Consider the following 19,732-nt stretch of genomic DNA (forward strand, 5'->3'; position numbering starts at 1 on the left):
GATGATCGAACTGGACCGGCGCCTGTTTCTGAAAAGCGCGGCCTTGATCGGTTGCTCGGCTGCGGCGCATCCGCTGATGTCGTCGATGACCTTTGCCTCGGTCCCGTCGGACAACCGGCTGGTGGTCATCATCCTGCGCGGCGCGATGGACGGGCTGGATGTCTTGCAGCCTTACGGCGATCCGATGCTGGCCAAGCTGCGGCGCGACATCTCGGCCGGGCCCGAGCGGGGGGCGCTGGATCTGGACGGGTTCTATGCGCTGCATCCCCGGCTGCAGCCGCTGCTGCCGCTGTGGCAGAAGGGCGAGCTGGGCTTTGCGCATGCGGTCTCGACCCCCTACCGCGACAAACGCAGCCATTTCGACGGGCAGGATCTGCTGGAGGCCGGGACCGGCAATGACCTGCCGGTCGACCGTCGCATCGGGGGCTGGCTGAACCGGCTGTTGCAGACCATGCCGGGGGCGACCGCGGAAACCGCCTATGCGGTCGGGGTCGAGCAGATGCGCATTCTGTCGGGCGATGCCGCCCATCTGGCATGGGCCCCGCGCGCCAGCCTGACGCTGTCGCCGCAAGCCCAGACCCTGCTGGAGCATGTCTATCATGAAGACCCGCTGTTTCGCGAAGCGGCGCGCGATGCGATCCGCATCGGGTCCGAGACCGAGCAGGGCGAGCGTGGCAAGGGGCCGACCGCCGATGCGCAGGCGCTGGGGGCTTTTGCGGCGAACCGGCTGAATGGCCAATCGCGGATTGCGGCGTTTTCCATCGCCGGCTGGGACACGCATGCCAATCAGGAACAGGCGCTGGGGCGGGCGCTGGACCGGCTGGCCGCGGCAATTCTGGCGCTGCGGGACGGGCTGGGACCGAACTGGTCGCGCACCACCGTTCTGGCCATGACCGAATTCGGGCGCACGGTGCGCGAGAACGGATCCGGCGGCACGGATCACGGCACCGGCGGCGCGATGCTGATGGCCGGGGGCGCCATCCGGGGCGGGCGCGCCTATGGCGACTGGCCGGGGCTGGGCGAGGGGCAGCTTTACGCCGATCGCGACCTGATGCCCACGCGCGACATCCGCGCCTATGCCGCATGGGCCATGCGCGGGCTGTTCGGCGCCGATCGCGACATGCTGGAGCGCAGCATCTTTCCGGGGCTGGATCTGGGCGGCGATCCGAAGATGCTGGCCTGAGCGGGGAAGGGGGGGCGCTGCCCCCGTCCCTGCGGGACTCCCCCGGAGTATTTTCGGAACGAAGAAACCTGTGGCGCTGCGCTGCGGGCTTGACCTGCCCGGCTGCGGGCGCATTCTGGCCGGGTTGCAGTTACAGGCCGAAAAATCATGAGTGAACGCCCCCTTGGCCCGCAGGTTGCGGGTTTCGTGCCGCCCCCGCCCCCCGGTCCGGAGGTGATCGGCGGCGTGCATGTCACGCTGGAGCGGCTGGATGCGGCGCGGCATGCCGATCCGCTTTTTGCCGACAATCTGGGGCAGGACTGGTTGTGGGATTACATGCCCTATGGTCCGTTCGCGAGCTTGCAGGAGTATCGCGACTGGCAGGCAGAGATGGCCACGAAGGCCGATCCGTTCTTTTACGCGCTGCGCGACACGATTTCGGGCCGGGTCGGCGGGTTGGCGTCCTATCTGCGGATCGATCCGTCGAATGGCGTGATCGAGATCGGGCATATCCAGATTTCGCCCGCGATGCAGCGCAGCCCGGCGGCCACCGAGGCGATTTCGCTGATGATCCGGTGGGCCTTCGAGGCGGGGTATCGCCGCGTCGAATGGAAATGCAATGCGCTGAACGCGCCTTCGATGCTGGCCGCAAGGCGCTATGGCTTTCGCCATGAGGGGACGTTTCGCCAGCACATGCTGGTCGAGGGGCGCAACCGCGATTCCGCGTGGTTTGCCATTCTGGATGACGAATGGGCGCGGCTGGGGCCTGCCCATGCGGCATGGCTGGATCCGGCGAATTTCGACGGGGCGGGGCGGCAGCGTCAGGCCTTGTCGCAGCTGACGGCGCAGGCGATGGGCTGGGATCAGCCTTGAGGCGTTGGGGTCAGGAGCCCTGAACCGCCGACAGCCGGTCCTGCACCATGCCGCTGATTCGTGCCAGTTCCATCGCCAGTGCCGGGCCGTTCGCCTGATCGCGCGTCAGCGCTGTCGCGGCATCCTCCAGCGGCCGGTCATGCGACGAGCGTGCGACACCGGCCAGGAAACGGGCAATGTATTCGATGGCGGCGATGTCATCGGCACCCGACAGAACCTCGGCCACATGGGCAAGGTCGTCGCGCAGCGCGTCCTGATCCGGCGTGATCACATCGTCGGGCAGCAGGCGCAGGCCTTGCGGGCGATCCTGTGGCGGCAGGGCGGCCAGAATGGCCTGCTGGAATGTCGCGAGGCTTTCGATAGGCTTGGTCAGGAACCCGTCCGCCCCCGCAGCCATCGCCGCATCGCGGTTGTCGGGATCGCCCGAGATGCCCAGCACCACCGGAACGCGGGGCGTGGCGCGCAGGATGGTGCGGATCATGTCGGCCCCGTTGCCGTCGGGCAGGCCCATGTCGACGATGACGGCGCCGGGGCGATAGGTTTGCAGATGGCGCAGCGCCGCGCGGATGGTATCGGCACGGCGGATCCGCGCGCCGGACCGCAGGCACAAAAGCCGCACCGCCTCGGAGGCGAAGCGCGAATCCTCGACCACCAGCACGGTCAGCCCGGCCAGTGGCCGGTTGGGCAAGCCGGAGATCAGAGTGGGAATTTCATCGAGGTCCGTGGTCAGATCGTCGCTCATGGTCCGATTCCTTGAATGGGGGTCGCTTCCTCATGCGTTAAAAATCGCGCGATTCGCCTAAGAAGTGGTTAACGGGCGGGAAAGCAGTCGGGCGGTTTTTGCTTTCACCATGGCATTGCCCGCCCTAGAACGGGGATGCAGGGGGGACATCGCATGATCGGACGCTTGAACCATATCGCCATCGCCGTGCCGGATCTTGAGGCGGCGGCGGCGCAATACCGCGATACGCTGGGGGCCGCCATCGGCCAGCCGCAGGACGAACCCGATCACGGTGTCACCGTCATCTTCATCGACCTGCCCAACACCAAGCTGGAACTGCTTTACCCCTTGGGTGATGACAGCCCGATCAGGGGGTTTCTGGAAAAGAACCCCTCGGGCGGCATCCATCACATGTGCTTCGAGGTCGAGGATATCCTGTCCGCCCGCGACCGTCTGAAGGCCGAGGGTGCGCGCGTTCTGGGAAGCGGTGAGCCGAAGATCGGCGCACATGGCAAGCCGGTGCTGTTCCTGCATCCCAAGGATTTCAACGGCTGCCTGATCGAACTGGAGCAGGTCTGATGAGCCTGACCGGGGGGATCGTGCTGTATTCCGTCCTGTGGTTTCTGGTCATGTTCCTGCTGCTGCCCATCGGCCATCGCAGTCAGGAGGAAATGGGCGAGGTGACGCCCGGCACACCGCCCGGCGCGCCCTATCGACCGATGCTGCGCAAGAAGATGCTGTGGGCCACGCTGATCACCGCGGTGCTTTGGGCGGTGATCGCATGGATCATTCTGGCCGATATCATCACCCGCGCCGATCTGCAGTCCTGGACGAGCTGAGATGATACAGGTGGGTAAAGCCCACCGCCGCCAGCACCGGCACGAAGACGTTCAGGATGGGCACCGTTGCCAGCAGCGCAATGACGATGCCAAGCGCGGTTGCCTGCGCAAACAGCCGCTTGCGCAGCGCCCGCGTCGCCTCGGCGCTGAGATGGCGGCGGGCGGCCATCTGCAGAAACTCGCGCCCCAGCAGCCAGCCGTTCAGCCCATAGAACAGCAGCGATGCCAGCGGCCCCAGAAACAGCGAGGCGATCAGCGAGACCAGCGTGACAAGCATCACCGCGCCCATCACCGCCAAGGATTCCAGCAGCCCCTCGCGGAAGCGGACGGATTTTCCCTGCACGCCGGGGTAATGGATATCCTCGACGGCCTTGGCCAGATGCTCGGCGAAAAGCCCTGCAAAGCCCGCGGTGACCGGGGCCATCAGGAAGATCGACATGATCGGAAACAGCAGCAACGAGCCCCATGACAGCGCGCCGTTGATATGGATCTCTCCGATCAGGGGCAGGGTCAGGATGTCGGGGCCGAAGCTGCGCACTGCCCAGATCACCAGGGCCTGCAAGGCAGCGAACAGCAGCAGCGACAGCAGCACCCCCAGCGCCACCACGCCGAAGATGCGCGGGCGGCGCAGGTCGCCAAGCGCGCGGATCAGGGCTGCCGGAACGATCACAGAAAGACCGTCTTGGCGGCGATATCGGGGCGCGGGCGGTCGGGGGGCGTGGTGCCGCGCTGGCCGATATGGATCAGCCCGACGACCCGTTCCTGCGGGGTCGTGCCCAGATGCGCCTGTGCAAATTCCGGCTGGGTGGCCGGGCCGGACAGCCATGCTGCGCCATAGCCTGCCGCCAGCGCCGCATTGACCAGCCCCAGACAGACCGCGCCCGCGGACAGGAACTGTTCCCATTCCGGGATCTTCGGGCTGTCGACCGGGGCAGAGATCACCGCCACCACGACGGGCGAGCCGAAGGCCGAGCGGGCCTTTTCCACCGCAGCCTCATCGCCGCCCATTGCCGCGACATGCTGGCCCAACAGCGGCGCCAACCGGTCCAGCGCCGCACGGCCCAGAACGGCAAAGCGCCACGGCTCCAGCTTGCCGTGATCGGGCGCGCGGGCGGCCAGTTCCAGCAGATCCAGAAGTTCGGCATCCGAGGGTGGCGGGCCGGTCAGCAGCTTCGGCGGGTGCGAGCGGCGGTTGCGCAGGAAGGCAAGGGCGGCGGGGTCGGTATGCTGCAATCGGGTCACCTTGGGGCAGGGGCAATGGGCCGCGTCTTGCATCGGCGCGGCGCTTTCGTCATGCCGGGGACCATGACCGATCTCAGCCATCTTGCGCAACCCGGCACCGAGATTGCGGTGCGCGTGACGCCTCGGGCCAGCCGCAACGCCGTGCTGGCGGATGCGGGCGGGTTGCGCGTGACCGTCACCGCCGTTCCCGAAGATGGCAAGGCCAACAAGGCGGTGCAGAAGCTGCTGGCCAAGTCGCTGGGCATCGCGCCGTCGCGGCTGGTGCTGATCCGGGGCGCGACTGCGCGCGACAAGGTGTTTCGCGTGGATTAGCGGCGTTCCAGCCGGTAATTCCCCTCGGGCAGGTTCAGGGCCGCACGCAATTCCTCAAGCTGTTCCATGGTCATGACGATCTGGGCCAGCTCGCCGGTATCGGGGTCGAATTGCTCGACCACCACACGGTCGTCGAAGGTCTGGATGATGACATCTTCGTTCAGCGGACGCTCGCTGGCATTCGGGCCGCGGGGCAGCTCATCGACAAGGGTGATGACGGTGGCGTCGAAGTCATGTTCGATGGTGAACATCGCAAAGCCTTTCTGCGGCAGGATTTAACCAACTTTCGCGTGAACCGGGAGCGGGGGCAAGAGCGGGGGTTGGCGTCAGGGCCGCCACACGGATATGTTGATCTGACGACCGGCCACGACGCGCCGGACCTACAAAGGGGGCGCGGATGTTCAGAATGTGGCAGATGGCAGCGATTTCGGCGCTGGTCCTTGCTGGCTGCGTCGCGCAGCCGATGACGCAACCGCCGGGCGGCGCGCTGCCCCCGTTGCCGCTGCCCTCGGGCAGCCCCGCGCCCGATACGCCGACCGGGCCGCGCGCTTCGGCCCGCGCCTTCATTCAGGTCATCGACCGGATGGAGCCTGCCGTCGAACGCGAATGCCGCGAACGTCGCCAGCAGCCGATCAATTGCGATTTCCAGTTCGTCGTCGACGACCGCGAGGGGCTGGAGCCGAACGCCTTTCAGACCGTCGATGACAGCGGTCGCCCGATCATCGGCTTTACGCTGTCGCTGATCGGCGCTGCCCGCAATCAGGACGAGCTGGCCTTTGTCGTCGGCCATGAGGCCAGCCACCACATCCTTGGACATATCACCCGCAAAAGCAGCGCCGCGACAATGGGCGCGGTGATTCTTGGCGGTCTGGCCAGCGCCTATGGCGGCAATAGCGAGGCGATCGAAAGTGCCCAGCAAATGGGCGCACAATTCGGCGCGCGCTACTATTCCAAGGAATGGGAGCTTGAGGCGGATTATCTGGGCGCGATTATCACAATGAATGCAGGCTATGACCCGCAGCACGGTGCGCAATTCTTCGCTCGCATCCCCGATCCGGGTGATAAGATTTTGGGCACACACCCGTCGCGCGAGGCGCGGATCGCCCAGGTCAGCCGCGCGGTTGCCGATTACAGATCCGGTCGCGCGCGATAAAACCTTGCCCCTGTGGCAGAGTTGCCGCAAGCCGCCGATTGGCCGTTAAGCCAAGGAATCTGCGTGATTTTTCATGAACGGAACGGTCTGGAATTTTTCGGTCAGCAACAAAACGAACATATATGACGTGTGGTTTCATGGCTTGTGGGCGCCGGGTTCCCAAAAATTGCTTTCATAGGCGAGACTTCGCCTATAGTTTCCCGGTGTGATTGAAGATCAGGAAGACAGATTGAAACGGCGGCCCGCCGCATAAGGGCAAAATTTTTGGGGGCTATTTTATGATCGGCATCATTTTGTGGAGCAGTCTTGCCAAGGAAAAGGCTGTCATCTGGTGCGAAGACCATGGCGCCTTGGCTTATCTGCAAGGACAGGAAAACCTGCAATCCGCTGATCGCTGGCCCGAATCGGGTGATCTGGTGGAGCTTGAGTTCGAGACCATCAACGAGCTGCGCCATGCGCGGTCTGTGTCGCTGGTCTCGAATGGAAACCGCTCGGAACTGCCGGGGCTGTTGCGGGGCATGGGCGATGTTTCGCCGGCAGAGCCGCCCGTGCTGCGGGTGATTTCCAACACCTCGTTTGCCGGGCCGCAACTGCCGCCGCGCAAGGTGGCGGCGGCAGGCTGATCGGTCAGACGCCGCGCGCCAGCGCGGCGACGCCGGTGCGCGCCATGTCCGACAGGCCCAGCGGGCGCATCAGATCGGCGAAGGCGTCCAGCTTTTCGGGCGTGCCGGTGATTTCAAAGACAAAGCTTTCCAGCGTCGAATCGACCACATTGGCGCGGAAGATCTCGGCGATGCGCAGCGCCTCGACGCGCTTGTCGCCTTTCCCGCCCACCTTGAACAGCCCCAGCTCGCGGCCGACATTCGGCCCTTCGACAGTCAGGTCATGCACCTCATGGACCGGAACGATCCGGCCAAGCTGCGCCTTGATCTGTTCGATCACGGCAGGCGTGCCGCGCGTCACGATGGTGATGCGCGAGCGGTGGCCCAGATGATCGACCTCGGCCACGGTCAGGCTGTCGATATTGTAGCCGCGCCCGGAAAACAGCCCGATGACGCGGGCCAGAACGCCCGGCTCGTTTTCGACCAGGATCGCCAACGTGTGGCTTTCGATCACCTGCGAATTGGGGTCGCGCAGGTCATAGGCCGAATGGCTGGACGCGCCCTTCTGAATGTTCAGTGCCGCCATGTTCGCTCTCCTCAGACCAGTGCCGCGCCGGTGCCGGTGATGGCACCTTCGGTCGAGGCTTCGCCCAGCAGCATTTCGTTATGCGGCTTGCCCGAGGGGATCATCGGGAAGCAGTTCTCGTGTTTTTCGACCATGACATCCAGAATGAACGGGCCGTCATAATCCAGCATTTCCTGAATGGCGGCATCCAGATCGGCCGGATCGCTGACCAGCCGCCCCTTGCAGCCAAAGGCCTCGGCCAGCTTGACGAAATCGGGCAGGCTGTCGGACCACGACTGGCTGTAGCGCTCGCCATGCAGCAATTGCTGCCATTGCCGCACCATGCCTAGCCGTTCGTTGTTCAGGATGAACTGCTTGACCGGCGCGCGGAACTGAACCGCCGTGCCCATTTCCTGCATGTTCATCAGCCAGCTGGCCTCGCCCGCGACGTTGACGACCAGCGCATCGGGATGCGCGACCTGCACGCCGATCGAGGCCGGCAGGCCATAGCCCATGGTCCCCAACCCGCCCGAGGTCATCCAGCGGTTCGGATCCTCGAAATGCAGATATTGCGCGGCCCACATCTGGTGCTGGCCGACCTCGGTGGTGATGTAGCGGTCCTTGCGATGCGCGGTCAGCGCCTGCAGCCGCTCAAGCGCGTGCTGCGGCTTGATGACCGTGCCAGAGCCGCGATATTTCAGGCAATCGACCGATTTCCACGCTTCGATCTGCGCCCACCATTGCGTCAGGCCCGCGCGGTTCACCTTGGAGCCGCGCGATTTCCAGATCTCCAGCAGATCCTTCAGCACCAGCCCGACATCGCCCAGAACCGGCAGGTCGATATGGATGACCTTGTTGATGGACGAGGGGTCGATGTCGATCTGCGCCTTGACCGAGCCGGGGCTGAAATCCGCCACGCGCCCGGTGATACGGTCGTCGAACCGCGCGCCGACGGCAATCATCAGGTCGCAGTCATGCATGGCCATGTTGGCTTCATAAAGCCCATGCATGCCCAACATGCCGATCCAGTTCTTGCCCGAGGCCGGATAGGCCCCCAGACCCATCAGGGTCGAGGTCAGCGGAAAGCCCGTGGCATCGGCCAACTCGCGCAGGCTGTCGCTGGCCTCTGGCCCGGAATTGATGACGCCGCCGCCAGTGTAAAGGATCGGGCGTTCGGCCTTTTCCATCAACTCGACCAGACGGGTGATCGCAGCGATGTCGCCCTTGCGCGCGGGCTGATAGCTGGGGGTCGCGATCTCGGACGGGCCGACATAGCTGCCGGTCGCGAATTGCACATCCTTGGGAATATCGACCAGCACCGGCCCCGGACGGCCCGAGGTGGCGACGTGGAACGCCTTGTGGATGGTCGCAGCCAGATCGTCCGTCTCTTTGACCAGCCAGTTATGCTTGGTGCAGGGGCGGGTGATGCCGACGGTATCGGCCTCTTGAAAGCCGTCCGTGCCGATCAGGAAGGTCGGCACCTGACCCGACAGCACGACCAGCGGGATCGAATCCAGCAGCGCATCGGTCAGGCCGGTGACGGCATTCGTCGCCCCCGGTCCCGAGGTGACCAGCACGACCCCCGGCTTGCCGGTCGATCGCGCATAGCCTTCGGCCATATGCACCGCGCCCTGTTCGTGGCGGACCAGAATGTGCTTGATGTCGTTTTGCTGAAAAATCTCGTCATAGATGGGTAGAACGGCGCCGCCCGGATAGCCGAATACCGTATCGACGCCCTGATCGCGCAGAGCTTCGATAACCATCCTTGCACCCGTCATGCTTCGGGACATGCCCATTCTCCATAGTTAAGCCTGAATGCAACGCCGTCCTCCTGGTCGTCGCGTCGGGGGAAACTATGGGGCTTGCCGGGTAGGGTCAATGGCGATTTTCACAGAAAATAACCTGAAAATCGGATTTATTGAAATTTTATTACCGAAATTTGCCGTTTTGCGTCATCAACGCTGCTTCTGCGGCAGGGTGATGCGGGCGACCTGTTCGACGATCGGGTCGACCGACAGCGGATGGATGTCCGAGGAATGCTGCGCGGGATCGCCGATGGGCTGCCAGACGCCGCCCTTATAGATCTCGAGCGCGCTGAACTTCGCCTTGTAATCCATCTTCCGGCTGCCCGGCACCCAATAGCCCAGATAGACAAAGGGCAGGCCCGCGCTGCGCGCCAGTTCGATATGGTCCAGAATGACATAGGTGCCAAGGCTCGACGCCTCCAGCGCCGGGTCATAGAAGCTGTAGACAAGGCTCAGCCCGTCATCCAGCACATCGGTCAGGCAGACGGCGGCCAGCCGGTCATCCTCGCTGGAGGGGCTGCCGGGTTCGGTATGGCGATATTCGATGACGCGGGTGCGCACCGGCGTTTCTTCGATCATCGCGGCGAATTCAAAGATGTCCATGTCGGCCATGCCGCCATCGGCATGGCGCGCGTCCAGATAGCGGCGGAACAGTTCATACTGCTCCTCGGTTGCCCATGCGCTGGTCGGCAGGCGGCGCAGCGCGCCATTCTTGCGATGCACCCGGCGCTGCGTGCGCGAGGGCTGGAATTCCGACACGCGGATCCGCGCCGACATGCAGGCCACGCAGCTTTCGCAGCTTGGCCGATACAGCACGTTCTGAGACCGGCGAAAGCCCTGGCGCGACAAGGCGTTGTTCAGCTCATTGGCGCTGTCCCCGGCCAGCGCGGTGAACAGCTTGCGTTCGGCCCGGCCATGCAGATAGGGGCAGGGCTGGGGCGCGGTGACATAGAATTGCGGCGCGTGCGGCAGGCTGTGGCGCATCAGACAGGCCCCGCCTGCATGGGGCAGCGGGGGCAGCGAAGCATGGGCTCCAGCGGTCTGATCCTGATTGCGCGCATCTTTGGCGGGCGGCTCATCTGGTTTCATCGGCTATCCGGGTGGACCGAAGCGTAGCAACAGTTCCCCCCCGCGCCAAGCCGGGAAACCATGGCTTGGTAAAGACGGTGCATCTGCCCGATGTCACGGCATTTTCGGCGCATTGACCTTGCCGGGCCGCCCGCTAGGCTTCGGGCATGAGCTTTGCATCGCGTATCACACGACTGCCGATTCCCATGGATCCCGACCGGGGCGCCTCGGCGCTGGCGGTCACGGGCATCACCGATGCCGCGCTTGGCGATCTGATCCGCGGCGCGGCGGGCTCTAGCCCCTATCTGGCCGGGCTGATCGGGCTTGAGGCCGAGTGGCTGGCCGGGATGCTGGCAGATCCCGACGCCCCGGTGCGGGATGTGGTGCGGCACGAGACGCAAGGCTATGACGCGCTGGGGGGCGATGCGCTGGGGCCGGCGCTGCGCCGCACCAAGCGGCGGGTGGCGCTGTGGACGGCGCTGGCCGATCTGGGCGGGGTGTGGCGGCTGGAGCAGGTGACCGGCGCGCTGACCGATCTGGCCGACCGCGCCACCGATCTGGCGCTGCGCGCGCATGTCGCGCATGAAATCGCCCGCCGCAAGCTGCCCGATACCGATGCCGATGCAGGCGGCATCACCGCGCTGGCCATGGGCAAGATGGGCGCGGGGGAACTGAACTATTCCTCGGATATCGACCTGATCGTCTTTTACGATGACAGCGCATATGCGCCCGATGACCAGCACGAGGCGCGGGCGGCGCTGATCCGGGCCACGCGCAAGGCGGCGGCCACGCTGTCGGACAATACCGATCAGGGCTATGTGTTTCGCACCGATCTGCGGCTGCGGCCCGATGCGGCGGTGACGCCGGTCTGCATCTCGATCTCGGCCGCGCTTGGCTATTACGAATCCGAAGGCCGGACATGGGAACGCGGGGCCTATGTCAAGGCGCGCGCCTGTGCCGGAAACATCGCGGCGGGCCAGCGGTTCCTGCGGGATCTGACGCCCTTTGTCTGGCGCAGGCATCTGGATTTCGCGACGATCCAGGACACCGACGACATGCGCCGCCGCATCCGCGACCACAAGGGGCTGCATGGCCGGATCGAGGTTCCGGGCCATAACATGAAGCTGGGGCAGGGCGGGATCCGCGAGATCGAGTTCTTCACCCAGACCCGCCAGTTGATTGCCGGGGGCCGCGATCCCGATCTGCGCGTGCGCGGCACGGTCGAGGGGCTGGCGCGGCTGGCCGAAAAGGGCTGGGTGCCCCCCGAGGTCGCCGAAGAACTGACCCGGCATTACCGCGAGCATCGCGACATCGAACATCGCATCCAGATGGTGAACGATGCGCAGACCCATCAGGTCCCGACCTCGCCCGAGGGGGTGGCCACCATCGCGCATCTGATGGGGCAGGCCGATACCGCCGAATGGTCGGCGCGTCTGGCCGACCGTCTGGCGCGGGTCGAGGCGCTGACCGCCGATTTCTTCTCGCCGACCGATCAGGGGCCGCGTCCGCAGCTGTCCTCGACGGCAAAGACGCTGGTCGATGGCTGGCGCGCCTATCCCGCGCTGCGCTCGGACCGGGCGCGGCAGGTCTTTGCCCGGATCGAAACGCCGCTGCTGGCGCGGTTGACCGGCGGCGCACATGCCGATGACGCGCTGGCCAGTTTCGACGCCTTTCTGGCCGGGTTGCCTGCCGGGGTGCAGCTTTTCTCGCTGTTCGAGGCGAATCCACAACTGATTGATCTGATTGCCGATATCTGCGGGATCTCGCCCGCGCTGTCGGCCTATCTGGCGCGCCATCCCGAGGTGCTGGACGGTGTGCTGGGCGGCAGCTTCTTTCTGGAATGGCCGGGCGCGTCCGGGCTGCGGGCCGAGCTGTCGCGCCATCTGGCGCGCATTCTGGCCGCGCCGGATGGCGGCTATGAACGCGCATTGGACGCGGCGCGCCGCTGGGCGCATGAATGGCAGTTCCGCACCGGCGTTCACCACCTGCGCGCCCTGATCGGCGCCGAGGAGGCGGGCGGGCAATATGCCGATATCGCCGATGCCGCCATCGCCGCGCTGTTTCCCGTCGTGGCCGATGAATTCGCGCGCCGCCACGGCCCGCCCCCCGGTCGCGGCGCGGTCGTGCTGGGCATGGGGTCGCTGGGCGCGCGGCAACTGAATGCCGGATCGGATCTGGACCTGATCGTGATCTATGACGCGGATGGCAGCGACGGCTCGGACGGGCCACGGCCCTTGGCGACGCGGCCCTATTACGCGCGGCTGACGCAGGCGATGATCACCGCCGTATCCGCGCCCACATCGGCGGGGCGGCTTTATGAGGTCGATATGCGGTTGCGCCCCTCGGGACGGCAGGGGCCGGTCGCGACCTCGGTGCAAAGCTTCCGCGACTATCAGCTGACCGAGGCCTGGACATGGGAACATCTGGCCCTGACCCGCGCCCGCGTCGTCGGGTCCTGCGGAGCAGGGGCCGAAGCACTGGCCGCCGAAGTCGAGGCGCTGCGCGTCGAGGTGCTGGCCGCCACCGGAACCGGGCCGCAGGTCATGGCCGATCTGGCCGATATGCGTGCCCGGATCTTTGCCGCCAAGGCCGCCGACAGCGTGTGGCAGGCCAAGATCGGTCCGGGCCATCTGCAGGATATCGACCTGCTGGCGCAATCCTTTGCCCTGCGCGCGGCCAGCCCGGCACGCGGCACGGCGGCACAGTTGCGCGTCGGCCCCCGCGCGGGGCTGATTTCGCGCGAGGATGCGGAGACGCTGGCCTCGGCGCGGCGGTTTTTGTGGAGCCTGCAATCCGCGACCCGCCTGCTGACCGAGCGTCCGCTGGACATGGACCATGTCGGACGCGGTGGACAGGCCTTCCTGCTGCGCGAGACGGGAAGCGAGACGCTGGACGCCCTTGCCGAACAGCTGCGCACGGCCACCACGGCCGCCGGGGCGATCATCGACAACGCCTTGGCTGGGACCGAACGCCCGAAACCCGCCGATCAGACCAAGGCCTGACCGATGGGCGGGGCGGTGACGTGCCGGGGGCGGCAGGCGCGCGGGGCTTAGCCGATCTTGCCCAGCACCGGCATTCCCACCGCAGCCGTTTGCGGCGCGGCTGCGGGCTTTGCCGCGCCGTGCAGCGGGATCAGGGTCGCCTCTGCCGTGACCGGCGCGGCGGGCATATCGGTGGCCGCGTCGAAAAGGCCGTGCTGGGTCTTGTCCCAATAGAACGGCTTTCTGACCACCTCATAGATCGCTTTCCACGCAGCAAGGCAGCCCAGCGGGAAATACAGATGCAGCATCGGCACCCACGGCATCAGATGGCGATGTTCGCGGCCCCGCACCGCCCAGAATGCCACGGCCCAGTTCAGCAGCTCGGAGGCCAGAAACACCGTGAACAGCAGCGGGATCGCGTTGCCGCCAAGCTGGCCTGCCAGCGATTCCCGGATCGGATGCGGCAGGCCGAGGCTGAGCAGCCAGAAGCTCCACAGGACCGGGGCCAGCAGATATTGCGACACCGAGGCCGCAAGCTGCACCTGCAGCCCGATAAAACGCCGCGCGCCCAGATCGCGCCACAGGGCCGCCGGGTCGCGCATATGCACGGCCCATGTCATCATGAAACCCTTGAGCCAGCGCGACCGCTGCTTGACCCATGGGATCATGCGGCAGTTGGCTTCCTCATGCGTAACGGTGTCCAGCATTTCCGTGCGATAGCCGCGCCGGGTCAGACGCACGCCCAGATCGGCATCCTCGGTGACGTTCCATGCGTCCCAGGCACCGACTTTCTCAAGCAGGTCGCGGCGAAAGAACAGCGTCGTGCCGCCCAGCGGCACCACCAGATCCAGCGCCGCAGCCCCGGCCAGTGTGCCGCGGAACCACGCGGCATATTCGATGGTGAACATCCGGGCCAGCCAGTTGGTGCGCGGATTGTAATAGTCCAGCACGCCCTGCAGGCAGGCCACATCGGGCGCGGCGAAATGAAAGCCGCGCGCCACCTTGTGCAACTGGTCAGGCTCGGGCCGGTCCTCGGCGTCCCAGACCCCGATGATCGAGCCACGGCAGAAATTCAGCGCATAGTTCAGCGCGCGCGGTTTGGTGCGGACCGGCCCGTCGGGCACCTTGACCACGCGCATCCAGCGCGGCAGCGTCGCCCCCTCCAGCGCCTCGCAGGTGATGCGGTCGGTCTCTTCGACCACGATCAGCACGTCCATCAGCTCGCGCGGATAGTCCAGCCGGGACAGCCGCCCGATCAGCCGGTCGGCGATATCCGCCTCGGCAAACATCGGCACCATGACCGAGATGACCGGCAAGGCCCCCGACATCTCGGGCCGGGCAAGTTGGCCTGCGGCCACCGCGCGGGCAAGCGTCCGGTCCTGCGCCTGTTTGCGCAGGATCGCCTGAAAGGACAGAACCTTGAGCCCCATCGAGGCGACAAGCGAGAGCACCGCCCAGAAGGTCAGAACCCCGATCACCGCGACCGGCGCCAGCAACAGCCCCAAAAGCGTCGCGACGATCAGCGCGACGGCGATGCGGCCGGTCAGCCGTTCGTTGCGCGTGCGGCAGCTTTCGGCGGCAGGCACACGCATTTCGGCTTGGCGGATCATCTTGGTCTTGCGCGTGCGCAGAATCGCCTCGCGCGCCGAGGCTTCGGAACACAGCAACATGCGCACCGTGCCGAAATGTGCCGGCAATTGTGGCAGCAGCGCCTGAAACAGATCGGGGCGGGCGGTTGCCACGAAGGTGATGCCGCCGATGCGCCGCCACGGCACGACCCCTTCGGAAAGGCACAGCCCCGCACCCATCGCATCGACAAGCCGCGGATCCGGCGGCATGGCGGCCAGATCAATGACCGAGGCGCGCCATTGCCGCGCCAGCGCGCGGGTCAGCGCCTCTTCCTCGACCCAGCCATGGGCCAGAAGGATTTCCCCCAGCCGCAGGGACTGGCGCTGGCGCATGACCAGAGCGCGCAGCAGGTGGCGGGGATCGACGGCGCCATCCTCGATCAGGATCTGCCCAAGCGGGCGCAGGTCGCGGCCGGAAATGACCTGAGCCGGCGCAGGCGCGGACGGCGAAGGAGCCGCCTGCGGCATCGTCGCGCGAAGCTTGGTGACTGCGTTGCTGGCCATGTCTGTCCCCTGTCTTGCTGCGCCACTAGAAGCACAGGACAGGTTAAGAACGGGTTAACCGCGCAGCCGCCGCTTCAGCGCCGCGCGCGCATCGCCTCGGCGAAGCGGTCGAACAGATAGGCGCTGTCCTGCGGGCCGGGGCTGGCCTCGGGGTGGTATTGCACCGAGAAAACCGGCCGATCCGCCATGCGCAGCCCGCAATTGCTGCCGTCGAACAGGCTGACATGGGTTTCGATCACGCCCTCGGGCAGGGTCTGGGCATCGACGGCGAAGCCGTGATTCATCGAGGTGATCTCGACCTTGCCGGTTTCCACGTCGCGGACCGGGTGATTCGCGCCGTGATGGCCGTGGCCCATCTTCACGGTCTTGGCCCCCAGCGCCAAAGCCAGCATCTGATGGCCAAGGCAGATGCCGAAAATCGGCAGATCGCGGTTCAGCAATTCGCGGATCATCGGCACGGCATAGGCGCCGGTCGCCGCCGGATCGCCGGGGCCGTTCGACAGGAATACGCCTTCGGGATCATGGGCCATCACCTCATCGGCGGTGGCGCTGGCGGGCAGCACGATGACCTCGGCCCCGCTGCCCGCAAGCGAGCGCAGGATGTTGCGTTTCGCGCCGTAATCCAGCGCCACGACCTTGAACGGCTTCTGTTCTGCGGGCGCGCCGAACTGGCCGGGCCATTCCCACAGCCCTTCATCCCAGCGATAGCTTTGCCGGGTGGTCACGTCCTTGGCCAGATCCAGACCGACCAGACCCTGCCAGTCGCGCGCCTTGGCGACCATGGCGGCAATGTCGAAATTCCCTTGCGGATCATAGGCCAGGACGACATGCGGCGAGCCCTGCTGACGGATCGCGCGGGTCAGGCGGCGGGTGTCGATGCCGCCGATGCCGATGCGGCCGCGCCGGGCCATCCATTGCACCAGATCGTCGGTGGCGCGCCAGTTCGAGGGTTCGGTCGGATCCCATTTCACCACGATGCCCGAGGCGACCGGATCGCCCGCCTCGTCATCCTGTTCGGTCACGCCGGTATTGCCGACATGCGGGAAGGTGAAGGTGACGATCTGGCTGGCATAAGAGGGATCGGTCATGATCTCTTGATAGCCGGTCATCGCGGTGTTGAAGACCAGCTCGGCCACCACCTCGCCCGTGGCACCAAAGCCCTGGCCGTGGAAAACGGTGCCGTCGGCAAGCGCTAGACATGCGGTCGGTTTCTGGGCCATCGTCGTGTCTCCGGGAATAAATCGGCGGGAAACTAGAAGCAGCGCAGGCAGGCGTCAAGGCCGCATGGCGGGAACTTTGCCGCAGGGGGCCGGGTTGACGCCGGGCGCGAAGCCTTAGACAAGCGCCGCCGGACCACAGCCCAAGGGGATGACATGGGATTGCGTGAACGCATCACCGCCGACACCAAGGACGCTATGAAGGCCAAGGACAGCGCGCGGCTGTCTACGCTGCGCCTGATTTCGGCCGCGATCAAGGATCGCGAGATCGCCGCGCGCGGCGAAGGCGGCGACGAGGCGGGGCTGAGCGATGCCGATCTGACGGCGATCCTGTCGAAGATGGTCAAGCAGCGTCAGGAATCTGCGAAAGCCTATGAAGAGGGTGGGCGGCTTGAACTGGCCGAACGCGAGCAGGCCGAGATCACCGTGATCCAAGGCTATCTGCCGCGTCAGCTGGACGCGGAAGAAACGCAGGCGGCCATTGATGCGGTGGTGTCGGATCTGGGCGCAAGCACGATCCGCGACATGGGACGCGTCATGGCGGAACTGCGTGAGCGTCACGCGGGGCAGATGGATTTCGGCGCGGTCGGCCCGATGGTCAAGGACCGCCTGATGGCCTGACCTGCGGCAAGGGGGCGCTGCCCCCTTGGCCGCTGCGCGGCCCACCCCCGGGGTATTTTGAAAACAAGGATCTTAGCCGTGTTCGGCGACGAGCTTGTCCACCCAATCGGGCACGGTTCGAGTGGCGGGGCCGACGAGGTGCTGGGTGAAGTCGCGGCTGGCCGTGGTCTGGGTCAGGTTCAGTTCGACCGTCTGCGCACCGCTGCGATGGGCGTGCTGGGCAAGGCCCGCCGCCGGATAGACCTGTCCCGACGTGCCGATGGCCGCAAAGATTTCCGCATCTTCGACCGCCTGCCAGATGTCTTCCATGTGATAGGGGATTTCGCCGAACCAGACGATATCCGGCCGTGTCGCGGGCTGGCCGCAGCCGGGGCAGGGGTCGGCTGCGCGCATGACCAGCGTGGCAGGCCAGCGATGGCCGCAGGCGGCGCAAAGCGCGCCCAGCAGGCGGCCATGCATATGGATGACATGGGGCGAGCCACCGCGTTCGTGCAGGTCGTCGACATTCTGGGTGATCAGCGTGACCTGATGGTGGCGGGCCAGCCGCGCCAGCGCGCGATGCGCGGCATTGGGCTGGGCGCGGGCGGCATCGGCCCGGCGCTGATTATAGAAGCGGTGCACCAATGCGGGATCGCGGCGGAAGCCCTGCGGGGTTGCCACATCCTCGATGCGGTGTTCCTCCCACAGGCCATCGGTCGCGCGGAAGGTCCGGATGCCGCTTTCCGCCGAGATCCCGGCACCGGTCAGGATGGCGATCCGCATCGTGTTACTTTGCGCAATAGGCCTCGGCGGTGTCGGCGAAGTTCTTGTAGCGGCCCCAGAACGCGTTATCGGCATTCGATTTCGACATGCGCACATCCTGCGCCGAATCCGCATCCTTGAAGAACGCGGCCGCCCGGCGCTGGTCGGCGCGCGACAGCGTCATGTCGGCGACCTGCTGAATGCAGTTGCAGAGCTGGCGGCTGGAGGCCGTGCGCTCGGACCGGTTGCAGGCGGAATCTATGGGGCCGGCAACGGCAAGCGGTGCGGTCAGCACCACCGCGGCCGCGGCGATCATCAGGCGGTTGAACATGGCTGTCTCCTCGGATTTTTCTTGCCCGTCGCGGCGGAGCTGATCGCCCTCGCATGGCCGCGTGTTGTTTCATGCGATGCTAGCAGAAAGCGGGCTTGCGCTCAATCGCGAGACCGTGACCAGAAATGGCGCGATGCGCCGGATCAGGCGCAACATATGCGCTCAGGCCGGGCGGGGGGTGTATCCGGCGTCGCGAATCACCTGCGCTGCCCGTTCGTCGTCCAGCCCCTCGACCTGCACCGTATGGGTCGCCAGATCGGAGCTGGCCCGGCCGCCGGCTGTCGCGATGGCGTTTTCGATGGTTGCCGCGCAATGGCTGCAGCTCATGTCTTCGACCAGAAATCTCATCACTTCGCCTTTTTCTTCCGCAGTAACCTGCCTATGATTGCGGCAAGCCGTGCAGGCCGCATGGTCTTCTTTCCATAATTGCCAGATCAGGATGCCCCATGGGTAGCGAGAATTTTCGTGCCGCGTTGCTGATGATCGCCTCGATGGTGTTTTTCGCCTTCGAGGACATGTTCATCAAGCTGCTGACGGCACAGATGCCCTATGCGCAGGTTTTGGGGCTGATCGGGGTGATCGGCGGGCTGAGTTTCTGGGCGGTGCTGCGGCTGCGGGGCGGGCGGCTGTTCACTCGCGATCTGTGCAATCCGGCGCTGGTGCTGCGCAATCTGGGCGAGGCCCTGGGCTCGGTGCTGTTTGTCAGCGCGCTGGCCTTGGGGGAACTGGCCCCGACCGCAGCCATCATGCAGGCGCTGCCTTTGGTCATCGTCATGGGCGCTGCGCTGTTTCTGGGCGAGCCTGTGGGCTGGCGGCGCTGGTCCGCGATCGGGGCCGGGTTTTTCGGGGTTTTGCTGGTGATCCGGCCCGGAATCGACGGCTTTTCGGCGACATCGCTGCTGGCCCTGCTGGCGGTCCTGTGCTTTGCCGCGCGCGATATCGTCACGCGCCGGGTGCCGGCACATGTGCATTCGCTGCAGCTTTCCGCCTCGGCCTTTCTGGGGCTGGCGCTGGTTTCGATCCCGATGGCGCTGGTTCTGGGGCAGCGGCCGGTGCTGCCGGATGCGTGGCAATGGCTGCAGGTCGCGGGCTGCCTGACCGTGGGAGTGCTGGGTTATGGGCTGCTGGTTTCGGCCACCCGGCTGGGCGAGGCCTCGGCCTTGGCGCCTTATCGCTATGTCCGGCTGGTCTTTGCCCTGGTGCTGGCGCTGATCGTGTTTCACGAACGCCCCGATACGCTGACGCTTTTGGGTGCGGCGGTGATCGTTGCCTCGGGGGCCTATGCGATGTGGCGCGAAGCGCTGTTGCGTCGGCGCATCCGGCGTGCGGCGGGATTGATCGCCTGAGCGGCGGATTGCGCGAAATCT

The 19,732-nt window shown here is 65.9% G+C and carries 22 protein-coding genes; 10 read left to right on the plus strand and 12 right to left on the minus strand.

From position 1 onward, the window contains the following. The first annotated feature begins 1 nt into the window (after position 1). Positions 2-1,183, plus strand: a complete 1,182-nt coding sequence (locus tag GL284_RS09050) for a DUF1501 domain-containing protein (protein WP_155044282.1) — start codon at positions 2-4, stop codon at positions 1,181-1,183. 147 nt (positions 1,184-1,330) lie between these two features. Next, positions 1,331-2,035 carry a GNAT family N-acetyltransferase gene (locus GL284_RS09055; RefSeq protein ID WP_155044283.1) on the plus strand — a complete coding sequence of 235 codons (705 nt, stop codon included), beginning with the start codon at positions 1,331-1,333 and terminating at the stop codon, positions 2,033-2,035. Between the two features lie 10 nt (positions 2,036-2,045). On the opposite strand, the gene GL284_RS09060 is transcribed toward GL284_RS09055, so the two are convergent. Then, a complete protein-coding gene (locus GL284_RS09060; RefSeq protein ID WP_155044284.1) occupies positions 2,046-2,777 on the minus strand; it encodes a response regulator in 732 nt (243 codons plus the stop codon). A gap of 153 nt (positions 2,778-2,930) precedes the next feature. Here GL284_RS09060 and mce point away from each other — a divergent pair, with 153 nt between their 5' ends. Both mce and GL284_RS09070 read left to right on the plus strand, forming a co-directional pair. Next, the gene (mce, locus tag GL284_RS09065; protein WP_155044285.1) at positions 2,931-3,335 is read left to right on the plus strand and encodes a methylmalonyl-CoA epimerase; all 405 of its coding nucleotides are present in this window, start codon (positions 2,931-2,933) and stop codon (positions 3,333-3,335) included. Then, positions 3,335-3,595 (plus strand): DUF1467 family protein, encoded by a 261-nt coding sequence (locus GL284_RS09070; protein ID WP_155044286.1) that lies wholly within the window; start codon positions 3,335-3,337, stop codon positions 3,593-3,595. Before mce ends, GL284_RS09070 begins: the two co-directional genes overlap by 1 nt. Here the strand turns inward: GL284_RS09070 and GL284_RS09075 are convergent. After that, positions 3,561-4,265, minus strand: a complete 705-nt coding sequence (locus GL284_RS09075) for an EI24 domain-containing protein (protein WP_341870336.1) — start codon at positions 4,263-4,265, stop codon at positions 3,561-3,563. The two genes, GL284_RS09070 and GL284_RS09075, sit on opposite strands and share 35 nt — an antisense overlap. Then, complete coding sequence (locus tag GL284_RS09080; RefSeq protein WP_155044402.1) at positions 4,262-4,828, minus strand: nitroreductase family protein; 567 nt, start codon at positions 4,826-4,828, stop codon at positions 4,262-4,264. The genes GL284_RS09075 and GL284_RS09080 overlap by 4 nt, the downstream gene beginning before the upstream one ends. Positions 4,829-4,900: 72 nt before the next feature. On the opposite strand from GL284_RS09080, the gene GL284_RS09085 reads away from it, so the two are divergent. Then, a complete protein-coding gene (locus GL284_RS09085) occupies positions 4,901-5,149 on the plus strand; it encodes a DUF167 domain-containing protein (protein ID WP_155044287.1) in 249 nt (82 codons plus the stop codon). Here GL284_RS09085 and GL284_RS09090 read toward each other — a convergent pair. Further along, positions 5,146-5,400 (minus strand): hypothetical protein, encoded by a 255-nt coding sequence (locus tag GL284_RS09090; protein WP_155044288.1) that lies wholly within the window; start codon positions 5,398-5,400, stop codon positions 5,146-5,148. The two genes, GL284_RS09085 and GL284_RS09090, sit on opposite strands and share 4 nt — an antisense overlap. 164 nt (positions 5,401-5,564) lie before the next feature. Here GL284_RS09090 and GL284_RS09095 point away from each other — a divergent pair, with 164 nt between their 5' ends. Together GL284_RS09095 and GL284_RS09100 are read left to right on the plus strand one after the other, a co-directional pair. Beyond that, complete coding sequence (locus tag GL284_RS09095; RefSeq protein WP_425274263.1) at positions 5,565-6,302, plus strand: M48 family metalloprotease; 738 nt, start codon at positions 5,565-5,567, stop codon at positions 6,300-6,302. 278 nt (positions 6,303-6,580) lie between these two features. After that, entirely contained in the window at positions 6,581-6,925 is a 345-nt protein-coding gene (locus GL284_RS09100) for a hypothetical protein (protein ID WP_155044290.1), read from the plus strand. 4 nt (positions 6,926-6,929) lie between these two features. Here GL284_RS09100 and ilvN read toward each other — a convergent pair whose 3' ends face one another. From ilvN to GL284_RS09115, 3 genes are all read right to left on the minus strand, one after another. Beyond that, on the minus strand, positions 6,930-7,490 hold the full coding sequence (ilvN, locus tag GL284_RS09105; protein ID WP_155044291.1) for an acetolactate synthase small subunit: 561 nt from the start codon (positions 7,488-7,490) through the stop codon (positions 6,930-6,932). Between the two features lie 11 nt (positions 7,491-7,501). Beyond that, a complete protein-coding gene (locus GL284_RS09110) occupies positions 7,502-9,259 on the minus strand; it encodes an acetolactate synthase 3 large subunit (protein ID WP_155044292.1) in 1,758 nt (585 codons plus the stop codon). A 165-nt stretch (positions 9,260-9,424) separates the two neighbouring features. Further along, a complete protein-coding gene (locus tag GL284_RS09115; protein WP_155044404.1) occupies positions 9,425-10,258 on the minus strand; it encodes an arginyltransferase in 834 nt (277 codons plus the stop codon). A 251-nt stretch (positions 10,259-10,509) separates the two neighbouring features. On the opposite strand from GL284_RS09115, the gene GL284_RS09120 reads away from it, so the two are divergent. After that, a complete protein-coding gene (locus GL284_RS09120; RefSeq protein WP_155044293.1) occupies positions 10,510-13,344 on the plus strand; it encodes a [protein-PII] uridylyltransferase family protein in 2,835 nt (944 codons plus the stop codon). Positions 13,345-13,391: 47 nt separating this feature from the next. Here the strand turns inward: GL284_RS09120 and GL284_RS09125 are convergent, their stop codons facing one another. Next, positions 13,392-15,455: a glycosyltransferase gene (locus GL284_RS09125; RefSeq protein ID WP_155044294.1), complete on the minus strand. Its 2,064-nt coding sequence runs from the start codon at positions 15,453-15,455 to the stop codon at positions 13,392-13,394. 74 nt (positions 15,456-15,529) lie between these two features. Beyond that, on the minus strand, positions 15,530-16,675 hold the full coding sequence (carA, locus tag GL284_RS09130; protein WP_155044295.1) for a glutamine-hydrolyzing carbamoyl-phosphate synthase small subunit: 1,146 nt from the start codon (positions 16,673-16,675) through the stop codon (positions 15,530-15,532). Between the two features lie 153 nt (positions 16,676-16,828). On the opposite strand from carA, the gene GL284_RS09135 reads away from it, so the two are divergent. Continuing rightward, positions 16,829-17,293: a GatB/YqeY domain-containing protein gene (locus tag GL284_RS09135; protein ID WP_155044296.1), complete on the plus strand. Its 465-nt coding sequence runs from the start codon at positions 16,829-16,831 to the stop codon at positions 17,291-17,293. Positions 17,294-17,365: 72 nt separating this feature from the next. Here the strand turns inward: GL284_RS09135 and GL284_RS09140 are convergent, their stop codons facing one another. The 3 genes from GL284_RS09140 to GL284_RS09150 all read right to left on the minus strand — a co-directional run bounded on the left by GL284_RS09140 (position 17,366) and on the right by GL284_RS09150 (position 18,713). Then, positions 17,366-18,055 (minus strand): NAD-dependent deacylase, encoded by a 690-nt coding sequence (locus GL284_RS09140; protein WP_155044297.1) that lies wholly within the window; start codon positions 18,053-18,055, stop codon positions 17,366-17,368. A gap of 4 nt (positions 18,056-18,059) precedes the next feature. Beyond that, entirely contained in the window at positions 18,060-18,365 is a 306-nt protein-coding gene (locus tag GL284_RS09145) for a hypothetical protein (protein WP_155044298.1), read from the minus strand. 162 nt (positions 18,366-18,527) lie between these two features. After that, positions 18,528-18,713, minus strand: a complete 186-nt coding sequence (locus GL284_RS09150; RefSeq protein ID WP_155044299.1) for a heavy-metal-associated domain-containing protein — start codon at positions 18,711-18,713, stop codon at positions 18,528-18,530. A gap of 98 nt (positions 18,714-18,811) precedes the next feature. On the opposite strand from GL284_RS09150, the gene GL284_RS09155 reads away from it, so the two are divergent. Continuing rightward, the gene (locus GL284_RS09155; protein WP_155044300.1) at positions 18,812-19,711 is read left to right on the plus strand and encodes a DMT family transporter; all 900 of its coding nucleotides are present in this window, start codon (positions 18,812-18,814) and stop codon (positions 19,709-19,711) included. The last annotated feature ends 21 nt before the right edge of the window (positions 19,712-19,732 follow it).

It is taken from the genome of Paracoccus shanxieyensis (genome assembly GCF_009711265.1).
GTDB classification, from domain to species: Bacteria; Pseudomonadota; Alphaproteobacteria; order Rhodobacterales; family Rhodobacteraceae; genus Paracoccus; species Paracoccus shanxieyensis.